The organism is Micromonospora sp. NPDC001898 (genome assembly GCF_042891255.1).
In the GTDB taxonomy this organism is placed as follows: Bacteria; Actinomycetota; Actinomycetes; order Mycobacteriales; family Micromonosporaceae; genus Micromonospora.
On the sequence record NZ_JBIATC010000004.1, the window covers coordinates 509,717 to 523,041 of the forward strand.

The following is a 13,325-nucleotide window of genomic DNA, read 5'->3' on the forward strand; positions in this document are numbered from 1 at the left end:
GTGCCCCGTCCGCTGATCTTCTCCACCGATCGAGGGAGCACTCCGCCATGCTGCGTGTCGCCATTCCGAACAAGGGCACCCTGGCCGAGCCGGCCTCGGGGATGCTGCGCGAGGCCGGTTACCGGCAGCGCCGCGACCCCAAGGACCTGGTCTGCCGGGACGAGGCCAACGACGTCGAGTTCTTCTACCTGCGTCCCCGCGACATCGCCACCTACGTCGGCTCCGGCGACCTGGACCTCGGCATCACCGGCCGGGACCTGCTGGTCGACTCAGGCGCCCCGGCCGAGGAGGTGGTGGACCTCGCCTTCGGCGGGGCCACCTTCCGGTTCGCCGCCCGCCCCGACACCATCGCCTCGCCGAAGGAGCTGGGCGGGCACCGGATCGCCACCGCGTACCCGGGGGTGGTCCGCCGCTACCTCGACGACCACGGGCTGACCGCCGACGTGATCCGGCTCGACGGCGCGGTGGAGAACGCCGTCCGCCTCGGCGTGGCCGACGTGGTGGCCGACGTGGTCTCCACCGGGGCGACCCTGCGCCAGGCCGGCCTGGCGATCGTCGGCGACCCGCTGCTGGTCTCCTCGGCGGTTCTGGTCCGTCGGGTCGAGGCCCCCGAGCACGCCCAGGAGGCGCAGCTCCTGCGCAGGCTGCACGGGGTGCTGGTGGCCCGCCGCTACGTGATGCTCGCGTACGACGTGCCGGCCGGGCTGCTCGAGCGGGCCAGCTCGCTCACCCCCGGCATCGAGTCGCCAACCGTCTCGCCGCTGCACCGCGAGGGCTGGGTCGCGGTGCAGGCGATGGTGCGGAGCGACGACGTGCACCGGATCATGGACGAGCTGTACGAGCTGGGCGCTCGCGCCATCCTGGTCACCAACATCCACGCCTGCCGGCTGTGAGGCCGCCGCCCCCGGCGGTCGCCCTCGCCCTGGTGGTGCTCGGCGGTGCGGCCTCCGCGGCGCAGGGGGAGGGCAACGCCACGCTGGGGGCGCGGGCCGGCGATCCGGTGCTCGGCGCGCTGGTCAACAACATCGGCGGGTGCCTGGTGGTCCTCGTGGGCCTGCTCGGCCTGCCGTCCACCCGGGCCGGGCTCGACGCGCTGCGGCGGGCCCGGCTGCCGTGGTGGGCGTACCTCGGCGGGCTGGGCGGGGCGGTGATCGTGACGGTCGCCGCGTATGTCGTCCCGGTGCTCGGGATCGCAGTCTTTACCATCGCCCAGGTGGCCGGGGGCAGTCTCGGCGGGCTCGCGGCGGACCGGGCCGGGCTGGCCCCGCTCGGGCGGCTGCGGCTGACCGGCCCCCGGGTCGCCGGGGCGCTGCTCGGCGTCCTTGCCGTCGCCCTGGCCCAGCTCGGCCGGCCGGTCGGCGGCGTCGCCGTCGGCGGGGTCCTGCTCGCCGTCGTGGGCGGGGCGGCCGTCGCCCTCCAGGCCGCGCTCAACGGCCGGGTCGCCGCCGCCGGCACCCCCACGGCCGGCATCGCGATCAACTTCGCCGTGGGCACCGCGGTCATCGTGGTGGTGGCTGCGCTCGCCGGGGTCTTCACGGGCCCCGAGCCGACCTGGCCAGGCGACTGGTATCTGTATCTCGGCGGCCTGCTCGGCGTCGGCATCGTGCTGGCCCTGATGATCGGGGTCCGGGCGGTCGGGGTGCTGCGCACCGGGCTGGCCCTGGTCGCCGGGCAGCTCGGGGGCGCTCTGCTGCTGGATGTCGCGCTGCCCGGCGGGGCGGGGCTCCGGTGGCCGGTGCTGGTCGGCGCACTGTTCACCCTGCTGGCGGTGGTGGTCGCCGGCCGTGGCACCCGCCCACCGCCTCCGGCCGGTCCGGTCGTCCCGGCATCCCCGTCGGCCCCGGCGTCCCGGTGAGCCGGGTCGCAGGCGCGGGCAGGTGGCCGCGTGTGGCGGCGGGTGGGCCGGCGGGGCCGGATGGCAGACTGGTGGGGTGAGCGATACCGAACCGGTTACCCTGCGGCCCCGCCGGATCCGGCTGGTGTGCTGGGTGTCGGCCGCCGTCCTGCTGGTGGTGTTCAGCCTGGTGGCCACCTCGCTGACCGGCGGGACCGGCAATGGCTACGGCAGCTTCCAGCGCGGGGACCAGCTCGCCATGATCGGCCTGGGCGTCTTCGGCGCGCTCGGCATTCTGCTGTTCACCCGGCCCCGGGTGGAGGCGGACGCGCGTGGCGTGCGGGTGCGCAACGTCATCGGCTCGTACGAGCTGCCCTGGGAGGTCGTCCGGGGGGTGCGCTTCGACCGTGGCGCGCCGTGGGCGAGCCTGGAGCTGCACGACGACGACCTGCTGCCGATGGTGGCCCTCCAGGCGGCCGACAAGGAGCTGGCGGTCGAGGGGGTGCGCGCCCTGCGCCGGCTGCACGAGGCCCGCCTCGCGGCCCTCGCCACCCGCTGAGCCGTCCAGGTCATGGCCCCGGGCCGTGGGGGGCGGCCAACCCGGGGGCTGAGCTGCGCGCCCGGGTTGGGATCGGATCGGGTGAGGGTGTAGTCTTGCTGAGTCGACCAGACTGCCCCCGTGTCCCACGTGCGGGTGGTCTTGAAGCGGAGCGCCTGCTCCCACCCGAGTTGCCCCAGTCGGTGGCCGGGTCCGGTCACCGGTTCCGGGCACGCCCCGGGCCCGGATGCGCGATCATGTGATCGTGCCGACCGGTCGAGCGGGCCCTGGCATATGCCGGGGCCTTCTGCTTTCCGGATCGGCCTCCACCATGGGGGCCGCGGAGTCGGCCACGCAGGAGACTCGACTCGAGGAGGCCCCATCAGCGTCGAACCACGCGTGAACGAGCAGATCCGGGCACGTGAGGTCCGACTGGTCGGCCCCGAGGGTGAGCAGGTGGGCATCGTCCCGCTGGAGCGCGCCCTTCAGCTGGCCGCGGACGTCGACCTGGACCTGGTCGAGGTTGCGCCGATGGCGCGCCCACCGGTGTGCAAGCTCATGGACTTCGGCAAGTTCAAGTACGAGAGCGCACTCAAGGCGCGCGAAGCGCGGCGTAACCAGCAGCAGACCGTCATCAAGGAGATGAAGCTCCGGCCGAAGATCGACCCGCACGACTACGAGACCAAGAAGGGTCACGTGGTGCGGTTCCTCAAGGCCGGCGACAAGGTCAAGGTGACGATCATGTTCCGCGGTCGCGAGCAGAGCCGCCCGGAGCTGGGCTACCGGCTCCTGCGCCGGCTCGAGTCCGAGATCACGGAGCTGGGATACGTCGAGGCCGCTCCGAAGCAGGACGGTCGAAACATGATCATGGTTCTCGCTCCGCACCGGGCCATCAAGGCCTCCGCGGTCGCCGCGACGGCGTCCCGCGGTGCACCCCGGGACCGGGCCGTGGACGAGTCCGCTGCTCCGGCAGCCGGTGAGACCGTGGCAGTCGGCGAGACCGCACCAGCCGGTGAGACCGGCGCAGTCGCCGACAACAGCGGCGAGTAACAGGGGAGAAGACGTTTCAATGCCGAAGATGAAGAGCCACACGGGCATGGGCAAGCGGGTCAAGGTGACCGGCAGGGGCAAGCTCGTCACCGAGCAGGCCGGCAAGCGCCATCTCCTGGAGAAGAAGGCCTCCACCCGCACCCGCCGGCTGACCGGCACCGTCGAGGTGGCCAAGGCCGACGTCAAGCGCATCAAGAAGCTGCTCGGCCGCTGACGCGCGCCACCTGAACCGAATAAGGAGTTGAGATGGCACGCGTCAAGCGGGCTGTGAACGCCCAGAAGAAGCGTCGTACTCTGCTGGAGTCCGCGAGCGGCTACCGCGGTCAGCGCTCCCGGCTGTACCGCAAGGCCAAGGAGCAGGTGCTGCACTCGATGCAGTACGCCTACCGGGACCGTCGCGACCGCAAGGGCGACTTCCGGCAGCTGTGGATCACCCGGATCAACGCGGGTGCCCGCGCCAACGGGATGACCTACAACCGGCTGATCCAGGGCCTGCGCCTGGCCGGCGTCGAGGTCGACCGGAAGATCCTGGCCGACATGGCCGTCAACGACGCCGCCTCGTTCGCCGCGATCGTCGAGATCGCCCGCGTCGCCGTGGCGGCCGAGGGCACCGGTGGCGCGGCGGCCCAGGCCGCCTGATCCGCCAGCACCCGGCCGAGGCGCCCCCCGTGTCGTCCACGACGCACGGCGGGCGCCTCGGTCGCGCTCCGGAGCCGGACACCATGCCCTTCACCCCACGTACCCCCAGGGTCGTCGCCGCCCGCCGGCTGCACCGGCGCCGTGACCGCGACGCCGCCGGCCGGTTCCTCGCCGAGGGGCCGCAGGCCGTCCGGGAGGCCCTCGCCCGCCCCGGCACCGTCGTCGAGCTGTTCGGCACCCCGGGAGCCCTCGACCGGTACGCCGACCTGGCCGCCCGGGCCGCCCACGCCGACGTGCCGGTCTCCGAGGTCACCGACGACGCCCTCGCCGCGCTCACCGAGACCGTCGCCCCGCAGGGCCTGGTCGCCGTCTGCCGGTACCTGGACGTGCCGCTGGACGACGCGCTCGCCGCCGGCCCCCGGCTGGTGGCGGTGCTCGCCGAGATCCGCGACCCGGGCAACGCCGGCACCGTGCTGCGCACCGCCGACGCCGCCGGTGCCGGTGCCGTGGTCTTCGCCGGGGACGCGGTCGACCCGTACAACGGCAAGTGCGTGCGGGCCTCGGCCGGCAGCCTCTTCCACGTCGACGTGGTCCGCGCGCCCGACCCCCTCGCCGTGGTCGCCGCGCTGCGCGCCGCCGGGCTCTCGATTCTCGCCACCACCGGGTACGGCGACAGCGACCTCGACGACCTCACCGACGGCGGTCGGCTGGCCGCCCCCACCGCCTGGTTGTTCGGCTCGGAGGCGCACGGGCTGCCCGAGGAGCTGGCCGCCGCCGCCGACGCCCGGGTGCGGGTGCCGCTGCACGGGCGCGCCGAGAGCCTGAACCTGGCTGCGGCTGCCGCCGTGTGCCTGTACGCTTCAGCGAGAGCACTGCGCTGACGCCCGAGCGCGTCCGCACCCGGTGTGCGGGTGCCCGGCCGGCGGCGCGGTTCCAGCACAGGGGAGTCGTCCACATGATGAACGCGCCACGGCGTTCGTTTAGCCAGCCCGCCGGTGTCGGCGGGCGGCGGGCCTGACCCTTCCCCCTGCGCGACCTCCCACCGGCGGGCTGCGGCACAGCCGCGCGTCCGTAGACTCGCTTCGCCGCCCGTGCAGGGCCGGTGCCGCCGTGAGGGAGTGCCCGTAAGCCATGACCTATCGCAACGATCCGTACGACCCGAAGCAGGTCGCCCTGCTCGCCCCGGACGCGCTGGCCGGGGCCGTGGCCGACGCCGAGCAGGCGCTCGCCGCCGCCGCCGACCCGGACGCGCTCACCGCGCTGCGTCCCGCGCACCTCGGTGACCGGTCCCCGGTCTCGCTGGCCCGCCGGGAGATCGGCGCGCTGCCGCCGGCCGCGAAGTCCGACGCCGGCAAGCGGGTCAACGAGGCCCGCCGGGCGATCGAGGCCGCCTACGCCGCCCGCGCCGAGGTCCTCGAACGCGAGCAGGCCGAGCGGGTGCTGCTCACCGAGCGGGTCGACGTCACGCTGCCCTTCGACCGCCGGCCGCGCGGCGCCCGGCACCCGCTGAGCACGCTGATGGAGCAGATCAGCGACCTGTTCGTCGGGATGGGCTACGAGGTGGCCGAGGGGCCCGAGGTCGAGCTGGAGTGGACCAACTTCGACGCCCTCAACATCCCCGCCGACCACCCGGCGCGCGGTCTGATGGACACCTTCCACATCGCACCGCCGCCGGGAGCGGAGAGCTCCGGGCTGGTGCTGCGCACCCACACCTCACCGGTGCAGGCGCGCACCATGCTGACCCGTAAGCCGCCGATCTACGTGGTGGTGCCCGGCCGGGTGTACCGCACCGACGAACTGGACGCCACCCACGCCCCCGTGTTCCACCAGGTCGAGGGCCTGGTGGTGGACAAGGGGATCACCATGGCGCACCTGCGCGGCACCCTCGACCACTTCGCCCGGGCCATGTTCGGCGAGGGCGCGAAGACCCGTTGGCGGCCGCACTACTTCCCGTTCACCGAGCCGTCCGCCGAGTTCGACGTGTGGTTCCCGGAGCACCGCGACGGGCCGCGCTGGGTCGAGTGGGGCGGCTGCGGCATGGTCAACCCCCGGGTGCTGCGGGCCTGCGGGATCGACCCGGAGGCATACTCCGGATTCGCCTTCGGCATGGGCATCGACCGGACCGTGATGTTCCGCCACGGGGTCAGCGACATGCGGGACATGGCCGAGGGCGACGTGCGGTTCACCCGCGCGTTCGGGGCCGGGGCGTAGACGGTGCGGGCACGAGTAACGGAAACGGTGATCTGAGTCATGCGAGTCTCTGTCAGCTGGCTGCGGGAGTGCGTCGACCTCCCGACCGACCTGCCCGCCGAGGACCTGGAGCAGGCGCTGGTCGACCTCGGTATCGAGGTCGAGTCGATCGTGGACCTGCGGGCCACGGTCAGCGGCGCCCTGGTCGTCGGCGAGGTTTTGGAGATCGAAGAACTCACCGGCTTCAAGAAGCCGATCCGGTTCTGCCGGGTCGACGTCGGCGCGGCCAACGGCACCGGTGAGCCGCAGGAGATCGTGTGCGGGGCGCGTAACTTCGCCCCCGGCGACCGGGTGGTGGTGATCCTCCCCGGCGGGGTGCTGCCCGGCGGCTTCGCCATCGGCGCGCGCAAGACGTACGGGCGCAACTCCCACGGCATGATCTGCTCCGCCAAGGAGCTGGGCCTGGGCGACGACCACTCGGGCATCATCGTGCTGCCCGAGGACGTCAAGGCGCTGCCCGGTGACGACGCCCGCCCGGTGGTCGGGCTCGACGACGTGGTCGTCGAGGTGGAGATCACCCCGGACCGGGGGTACGCCCTGAGCGTCCGCGGCATCGCCCGGGAGTTGGCGCACGCCCTCGGTGTGCCGTTCCGCGACCCGGGCCTGGCACCCGCCCCGGCCGGTACGGTCGAGCCGGCTTACCCGGTCGAGGTGCGCGACACCGTCGGCTGCGACCGGTTCACCGCCCGGATGGTGCGCGGGATCGACCCGACCGCGTCGACCCCGGGCTGGATGCAGCAGCGGCTCACCGTGGCCGGCGTGCGCAGCATCTCGCTGCCGGTCGACGTCACCAACTACGTGATGCTCGAACTGGGCCAGCCGATGCACGCCTTCGACGCCGACCGGATCTCCGGGCCGCTGGTGGTGCGCCGGGCCGGGGCGGGGGAGAAGCTGACCACCCTGGACGGGGTGGCCCGCATTCTGACCGCCGAGGACATGGTGATCTGCGACGACAGCGGGCCCATCTCGCTCGCCGCGGTGATGGGCGGCGAGACCAGCGAGGTCCTCGCCTCCACCACCGACGTGCTGTTCGAGGCCGCGCACTGGGACCCGGTGATGGTCGGACGCACCGCCCGCCGGCACAAGCTGTTCAGCGAGGCGGCGAAGCGCTGGGAGCGGGGCGTCGACCCGGCCCTGGCGCTGGTCGCCGTCGAGCGGGCGGTACGGCTGCTCACCGAGCACGCCGGCGGCACCCCCGGGGCGGAGATCCTCGACCTGGACCACGTCCGGCCGCGTACCCCGGTCACCCTGCCGGCGGACCTGCCGAGCCGGCGGGTCGGGGTCGCCTACTCCCCGGAGCGGGTGGTGTCCCTGCTGGAGCAGGTCGGCTGCCGCGTCACCCGGGGCGTCGACCGGCTGGGCGAGGACCCGGGCGCGGCCGGGGTTCCGGCCACCGGGGGTGCCGACGTGCTCACCGTCGTCCCGCCGACCTGGCGTCCGGATCTCACCGACCCCGCCGACCTGGTCGAGGAGGTGGTCCGCCTCGACGGGTACGACCGGGTCCCGTCGGTGCTGCCCACCGCGCCGCCCGGCCGAGGGCTGACCTGGCAGCAGCGCCGCCGCCGGGCCGTGGCCCGCTCGCTCGCCGAGCGCGGGTACGTCGAGGTGCTGGCCCACCCGTTTGTCGCCGGCGAGCTGGCCGACCTGCTCGGACTGCCCGCCGACGACCCGCGCCGGCCGGCGGTGCGGGTGGCCAACCCGCTGTCGGAGGAGGAGCCGCTGCTGCGCACCATGCTGCTCGGCCCGCTGCTCGGCATCCTCAAGCGCAACCTCGGCCGGGGCCACCGCGACGTCGCCGTCTACGAGATCGGGACGGTCTTCCACCCGCGCGCCGGCGTCGGCGCCCCGCCCGCGATGGGCGTGGACCGGCGGCCCACCGCCGCCGAGTTCGCCGCCGCCGACGCGGTCGTGCCCGACCAGCCCCGGCACGTCGCCGTGGCGCTGGCCGGTGACATCGAGCCGGCCGGCTGGTGGGGCGCCGGCCGGCCGGCCGGCTGGGCGGACGCTGTCGAGGCCGCCCGGGCGGTGCTCGCCGCCGCCGACATCCCCGCCGACCGGGTCGAGGTGCGGGCCGCCGAGCACGCGCCCTGGCACCCGGGCCGCTGCGCCGAGCTGCTGGTCGACGGAACCGTCGTCGGCCACGCCGGTGAGCTGCACCCGGCCGTGGTGGCCGCGCTGGAGTTGCCCCGGCGCACCAGCGCCATGGAGCTGGACCTGGATGCGCTGCCGCCCGCCCCGGTCGCCCCGGCCCCGACGATCTCCGGCTTCCCGCCGGCGCTGATCGACGTGGCGCTGGTGGTGGACGAGCGGGTGCCCGCCGCCGAGGTGCAGCGGGCCCTCGTCGAGGGCGCCGGCGACCTGTTGGAGGGCGTCCGGCTGTTCGACGTGTACGCCTCGGAGCAACTCGGCGCGGGTCGCCGGTCGCTGGCGTACAAGCTGACCTTCCGCGCTCCCGACCGGACGCTGACGGTCGAGGAGGCGGTGGCGGCCCGCGACGCGGCCGTCGCCCGCGCGGCGGAGCGCTTCGGGGCCACTCTGCGCGGCGCCTGAGGTGCGAGCAGGGCCCCTTCCCGACGCTTCCGCTCCGGGAAGGGGCCCCTGCCAACTCGCGTCGGTCGATCAGCCCTCGTCCGGGTCCAGCTTGCCGAGAGCGCGTAGCCGGGGCAGGTCGCGAACGGTGATCCTCCGGTAGTCGGTGTCCAGCAGGCCGTCGGCCCGCAGCTCGCGTAGCGTCTTCTGGATCGACGTCTCCGCAGCCCCGCAGATGGTGGCCAGCTCCGGCTGGGTGAGCCGCACGTCGATGACCACCCCGTCCCGGCTGCGCCGGCCGTGGGTGCGGCACAACTCGGCGACCACCCGGGCCACCCTGACCTTCACCGCGTACGAGGTGAAGTCGATCCGGCGCCGGTTCGACCAGCGCAGCCGGTCGGACACCATCGCCGCGAGCTCGACCGCAGCCTGTGGATGTTCCCGCAGGAACCGGTTGAACCGCTCCCGCGGGATGACGCTGTAGCGGATGGACCCACAGGCCGTCACCGTCGCCGAGCGGGGCTTGTCGTTGAGCGCGGACATCTCGCCGACCAGGTCACCGCCCACCCGCAGCGACAGCAGCGCGGAACGCCCGTCGGGCAGGCTCGCCGTCACCTTCGTCAGCCCCGCCTCCAGCAGCACCAGGTGCGACTCATGGGTGCCCTCGTGGATCAGGATCTGCCCGGTCGGCACCCGGCGTCGCACGCCCAGATCGAGCAGGACCGTGCGGACCGGCGGTTCCAACCGCCGCAGGAAGGTTCCGTACGGCCACTCGACGCCGGAGGGCTCGCGGTGCATCGACATTCTCGCCTTCCCCAAGCCACGGAAACTGTCGAAGCGTAGCCGAACCTGCGCGTAGTGCGACGCACCTGCCTGGAGTAGGGCGGTCGCCACGCTCTGTAGGGCCAGCACCGTCAGCACCTGCGCGGGTGACCAGCCGATGGTCAGCAGCAGTTCGGCCACGTCTTTCGTCATGTCCCCAGCACACCCCGGCCGGCCGTTGGGAATACCGGACCTGGGCGGGATGACCGGTGGCCGACAGCGCGCGGGAAGCCGTACTTCTACGGGGTCCCGTTCGGCGCGCGCGGGTTCGATGTCTCCGGCGGCCCACCCGGCGGGGGCGGGCCGGGTGACGAAAGGGCGGCACGCTCATGCACCATCCCGAGCGAAGGCTGTTGGTCTCCGTGGACATGGAGCGGTACAGCCGCCGCAGCAACCTTCAGCAATACGAGGCCCAGCAGGACTTCCGACGTCTGCTGTACGAGGCCGCCCGCGGCGTCGGACTGGACCGGGTGGCCTGGAGCACCCAGCAGGCAGGGGACGGCGAACTGGCCATCCTGCCCCGGGATGTTCCCGAGGCGCGGGTGGTCGGCCGGTTCGTGCCGGAGCTGAACCGGCGGCTACGTGTGTACAACGACAGTCGGGTGGCGGCGACGAGGATCCGGCTGCGCATCGCGGTCCACCAGGGACTCGTCCACCTCGACGGTGCGAACGGCTTTCCCGGCAACGCCGTCGTGTTCGTCAGCCGGCTCTGCGACGCCGAACCGGTCCGGCGCGCGCTGTCGGCCTTTCCCCACGCGGGCGTGGCGCTGGTCGTCTCGACCGACATCTTCCGCGATGTGGTGTCCGAGTACCCGGAGGAGATGCGTCCGGAACGGTTCCGGCGGGTGCGGGTCAGCAAACCCGACATGGGCTTCGACGAGTACGCCTGGCTCTGCGTGGTGGACGAGGACCTGTCTTCCGTGCCGCCGCTGGACGGGGACGGACCGGCAACACCGCAGACCGATACGGAGGCGGGGACGGCGGACTCACCGGCCGTTCCGCCGCCAGGGCCTTCCCGCCCCGACACCGGCGGGCGCGTCGCACCGGGCGACAGCATCCGGACCGGCGACATCCGGGTGCGCGGGCAGAACGCGGTGGGGCCGGGCGCGATGGCGATCGGTTCGATCGGCCGCGACGCGATCTTCGGCGGGGGCGAACGGTGAACGGGTCCGCGCCGTGGCCGGGGCCTGGGCGGGCCGGGTACGACGACGGTGCGAACGGGTCGTCGCCGGCTCCCGCCTACGTCCCCGGCGAGGCCCGTGACAGTGCGTCGTCCTCAGGGGCGGAGGGGTGGCGAGGTGGCGTCGAGGACAGCCCGGTGGGCCTCCCCGCCCCGGTCGGGTGGAGGTGACGACGGTCACCGTGTCATGTCCATGCGGTGGCCCGTATGAACTTGCAGTGCGTCGCCCGGACCGGGTAGCCTTCGCTGCATAGTCATGCGGAGGTAGGAATGGGTATCCGAGTTGCGGTAGCGGGGGCGAGCGGTTACGCCGGGGGCGAGCTGCTGCGCCTGGTCGCCGGCCACCCCGAGCTTGACCTGGTCGCCGCCACCGCGCACCGCCAGGCAGGCGCGCCGGTCACCGCCGTGCACCCGCAGCTCGTCGGGCTGGACCTGGTGTTCGGGGCGACCGACCCGGCGACCCTGGCCGACGCGGACCTGGTCTTCCTGGCCCTGCCGCACGGCGAGTCGGCGGCCCTGGCCGCCGCCCTGCCCGAGACGGTGCGGGTGGTCGACCTGGGCGCGGACCACCGGCTGCGCGACGCCGCCGCCTGGACGCGGTACTACGGCGGTGAGCACGCCGGGACCTGGACCTACGGCCTGCCCGAACTGCCCGGCCAGCGCGCCGCGATCGCCGCCGCGACCCGGGTCGCCAACACGGGCTGCTACGCGGTGGCCACCACGCTCGCGCTCGCCCCGCTTGTCGCGGCCGGCGCGGTCGACCCCGCCGACGTGGTGGTGGTCGCCGCCTCCGGCACCTCCGGCGCGGGCCGGGCCGCCAAGACCAACCTGCTCGGCAGCGAGGTGATGGGCGACCTGTCGCCGTACAAGGTGGGGGCCCACCAGCACGTGCCGGAGATCAAGCAGGCCACCGGCGCGACCAGCCTCTCCCTTACCCCGCTCCTCGCGCCGATGCCGCGCGGCATCCTCGCCACGGTCACCGCCGTGCCGACCGGCTTCGGCGTCGACCCTCGCGCGGTCCTGGCCGAGGCGTACGCGGACGCGCCGTTCGTGCACGTGCTGCCCGAGGGGGCCTGGCCGCACACCGCCGCCACCCTCGGCTCGAACTCCTGCCACCTCCAGGCGGGTGTCGACGTCGACTCCGGTCGGGTGATCGTGGTCAGCGCGATCGACAACCTCGGCAAGGGCGCCGCCGGCCAGGCCGTGCAGTGCGCCAACCTGATGCTCGGCCTGCCGGAGGCCACGGGCCTGTCCGTCTGGGGGATCGCACCATGAGTGTCACCACACCGAAGGGATTCCGGGCCGCCGGGGTCGCCGCCGGGCTCAAGGGCAGCGGCGCCAGCGACATCGCCCTGGTCGTCAACGACGGCCCGGACGCCGGGATCGCCGGCGTCTTCACCGCCAACCGGGTCAAGGCCGCCCCGGTGCTGTGGACCCAGCAGGTGGTCCGCGGCGGCGTGGCCCGCGCCGTGGTGTTGAACTCCGGTGGCGCGAACGCCTGCACCGGCCCGGCCGGCTTCCAGGACACCCACGCCACCGCCGAGCACACCGCCGCCGCGCTGACCTCGGCCAGCCCTCGGCTGCGGCTCGGCGCCGCCGACGTCGCGGTCTGCTCCACCGGCCTGATCGGCGAGCGGTTGCCGATGCTGAAGCTGCTGCCCGGCGTGCGGGCGGCGATCCGGGGCCTGTCCCGCGGCGGCGGTACCGCCGCGGCCGAGGCGATCATGACCACCGACACCCGGCCGAAGACCACCGTGGCCGTCGGCAGCGGCTGGACCGTCGGCGGCATGGCCAAGGGCGCCGGCATGCTCGCCCCGGCCATGGCGACGATGCTCTGCGTGCTGACCACCGACGCGGTGGCCGGGCCGGAGGCGCTCGACGCCGCCCTGCGCGCCGCCTGCCGGGTCACCTTCGACCGGATCGACTCCGACGGCTGCATGTCCACCAACGACACCGTGCTGCTGCTGTCCAGCGGCTCGTCCGGCATCGAGCCGACGCAGGCGGAGTTGACCGCCGCCGTCACCGCTGCCTGTCACGACCTGGCCCAGCAGCTCATCGCCGACGCCGAGGGCGCCACCAAGCAGATCGCCATCGACGTGGTCGGCGCCGCGAGCGAGGACGACGCGGTCGAGGTGGGCCGGTCGGTGGCCCGCAACAACCTGGTCAAGACGGCGTTGTTCGGCAACGACCCGAACTGGGGACGGATCCTCGCCGCCGTCGGCACCACCGCCGCCGCGTTCGAGCCGGACGCCGTCGACGTCGCCGTGAACGGGATCTGGGTGTGCCGCTCCGGCGCCGCCGCCGAGGACCGCTCCAAGGTGGACCTTAGCGGGCGGGACGTGACGATCCGGATCGACCTGCACGCCGGCGACGCGGAGGCCACGGTGTGGACCAACGACCTGTCGCACGCGTACGTGCACGAGAACTCGGCGTACTCGACGTGAGCGCGAGGAACGCAGCGCAGCGGAGTCCCGCAGTCGTGA

Annotated in this window: 13 protein-coding genes; 12 read left to right on the top strand and 1 reads right to left on the bottom strand. The window is 73.9% G+C overall.

Going from position 1 to position 13,325, the window contains the following annotated elements; genetic code table 11:
* Positions 1–47 precede the first annotated feature (47 nt).
* The 9 genes from hisG (at position 48) to pheT (ending at position 8,861) form a co-directional block, all read left to right on the top strand.
* The gene (gene hisG, locus ACFYZF_RS12825; RefSeq protein WP_387019216.1) at positions 48–893 is read left to right on the top strand and encodes an ATP phosphoribosyltransferase; all 846 of its coding nucleotides are present in this window, start codon (positions 48–50) and stop codon (positions 891–893) included.
* Positions 890–1,855: a DMT family transporter gene (locus tag ACFYZF_RS12830; RefSeq protein WP_387019219.1), complete on the top strand. Its 966-nt coding sequence runs from the start codon at positions 890–892 to the stop codon at positions 1,853–1,855. Before hisG ends, ACFYZF_RS12830 begins: the two co-directional genes overlap by 4 nt.
* A 76-nt stretch (positions 1,856–1,931) precedes the next feature.
* The gene (locus ACFYZF_RS12835) at positions 1,932–2,393 is read left to right on the top strand and encodes a PH domain-containing protein (RefSeq protein WP_387019221.1); all 462 of its coding nucleotides are present in this window, start codon (positions 1,932–1,934) and stop codon (positions 2,391–2,393) included.
* A gap of 378 nt (positions 2,394–2,771) precedes the next feature.
* Complete coding sequence (gene infC, locus ACFYZF_RS12840) at positions 2,772–3,422, top strand: translation initiation factor IF-3 (protein WP_387019224.1); 651 nt, start codon at positions 2,772–2,774, stop codon at positions 3,420–3,422.
* A gap of 19 nt (positions 3,423–3,441) precedes the next feature.
* On the top strand, positions 3,442–3,636 hold the full coding sequence (rpmI, locus tag ACFYZF_RS12845) for a 50S ribosomal protein L35 (RefSeq protein ID WP_320067918.1): 195 nt from the start codon (positions 3,442–3,444) through the stop codon (positions 3,634–3,636).
* A gap of 32 nt (positions 3,637–3,668) precedes the next feature.
* Entirely contained in the window at positions 3,669–4,061 is a 393-nt protein-coding gene (gene rplT / locus ACFYZF_RS12850) for a 50S ribosomal protein L20 (RefSeq protein ID WP_161691512.1), read from the top strand.
* Between the two features lie 29 nt (positions 4,062–4,090).
* Positions 4,091–4,942, top strand: coding sequence for a TrmH family RNA methyltransferase (locus ACFYZF_RS12855; RefSeq protein WP_387019226.1), 852 nt, complete (start codon positions 4,091–4,093; stop codon positions 4,940–4,942).
* 250 nt (positions 4,943–5,192) lie between these two features.
* Positions 5,193–6,272 carry a phenylalanine--tRNA ligase subunit alpha gene (gene pheS, locus ACFYZF_RS12860; protein ID WP_387019229.1) on the top strand — a complete coding sequence of 360 codons (1,080 nt, stop codon included), beginning with the start codon at positions 5,193–5,195 and terminating at the stop codon, positions 6,270–6,272.
* A gap of 39 nt (positions 6,273–6,311) precedes the next feature.
* Positions 6,312–8,861, top strand: coding sequence for a phenylalanine--tRNA ligase subunit beta (gene pheT / locus ACFYZF_RS12865; RefSeq protein WP_387019232.1), 2,550 nt, complete (start codon positions 6,312–6,314; stop codon positions 8,859–8,861).
* A 69-nt stretch (positions 8,862–8,930) separates the two neighbouring features.
* Here the strand turns inward: pheT and ACFYZF_RS12870 are convergent, their stop codons facing one another.
* A complete protein-coding gene (locus tag ACFYZF_RS12870; RefSeq protein ID WP_387019234.1) occupies positions 8,931–9,815 on the bottom strand; it encodes a Crp/Fnr family transcriptional regulator in 885 nt (294 codons plus the stop codon).
* A 215-nt stretch (positions 9,816–10,030) separates the two neighbouring features.
* Between ACFYZF_RS12870 and ACFYZF_RS12875 the strand changes: the two genes are divergently transcribed.
* From ACFYZF_RS12875 to argJ, 3 genes are all read left to right on the top strand, one after another.
* Positions 10,031–10,825, top strand: coding sequence for a hypothetical protein (locus tag ACFYZF_RS12875; RefSeq protein ID WP_387019334.1), 795 nt, complete (start codon positions 10,031–10,033; stop codon positions 10,823–10,825).
* A 287-nt stretch (positions 10,826–11,112) separates the two neighbouring features.
* Positions 11,113–12,117 (top strand): N-acetyl-gamma-glutamyl-phosphate reductase, encoded by a 1,005-nt coding sequence (argC, locus tag ACFYZF_RS12880; protein ID WP_387019236.1) that lies wholly within the window; start codon positions 11,113–11,115, stop codon positions 12,115–12,117.
* Positions 12,114–13,286 carry a bifunctional glutamate N-acetyltransferase/amino-acid acetyltransferase ArgJ gene (argJ, locus tag ACFYZF_RS12885; RefSeq protein WP_387019238.1) on the top strand — a complete coding sequence of 391 codons (1,173 nt, stop codon included), beginning with the start codon at positions 12,114–12,116 and terminating at the stop codon, positions 13,284–13,286. Before argC ends, argJ begins: the two co-directional genes overlap by 4 nt.
* Positions 13,287–13,325 lie beyond the last annotated feature (39 nt).

What these genes read in the sequence shown, in the direction of transcription:
- ACFYZF_RS12875 (WP_387019334.1), top strand. Translation starts at nt 10,031, where the DNA reads ATGGAGCGGTACAGCCGCCGCAGCAACCTTCAGCAATACGAGGCCCAG.
- hisG (WP_387019216.1), top strand. Translation starts at nt 48, where the DNA reads ATGCTGCGTGTCGCCATTCCGAACAAGGGCACCCTGGCCGAGCCGGCC.
- rpmI (WP_320067918.1), top strand. Translation starts at nt 3,442, where the DNA reads ATGCCGAAGATGAAGAGCCACACGGGCATGGGCAAGCGGGTCAAGGTG.
- argC (WP_387019236.1), top strand. Translation starts at nt 11,113, where the DNA reads ATGGGTATCCGAGTTGCGGTAGCGGGGGCGAGCGGTTACGCCGGGGGC.
- pheT (WP_387019232.1), top strand. Translation starts at nt 6,312, where the DNA reads ATGCGAGTCTCTGTCAGCTGGCTGCGGGAGTGCGTCGACCTCCCGACC.
- argJ (WP_387019238.1), top strand. Translation starts at nt 12,114, where the DNA reads ATGAGTGTCACCACACCGAAGGGATTCCGGGCCGCCGGGGTCGCCGCC.
- ACFYZF_RS12870 (WP_387019234.1), bottom strand. Translation starts at nt 9,815, where the DNA reads ATGACGAAAGACGTGGCCGAACTGCTGCTGACCATCGGCTGGTCACCC.
- rplT (WP_161691512.1), top strand. Translation starts at nt 3,669, where the DNA reads ATGGCACGCGTCAAGCGGGCTGTGAACGCCCAGAAGAAGCGTCGTACT.
- pheS (WP_387019229.1), top strand. Translation starts at nt 5,193, where the DNA reads ATGACCTATCGCAACGATCCGTACGACCCGAAGCAGGTCGCCCTGCTC.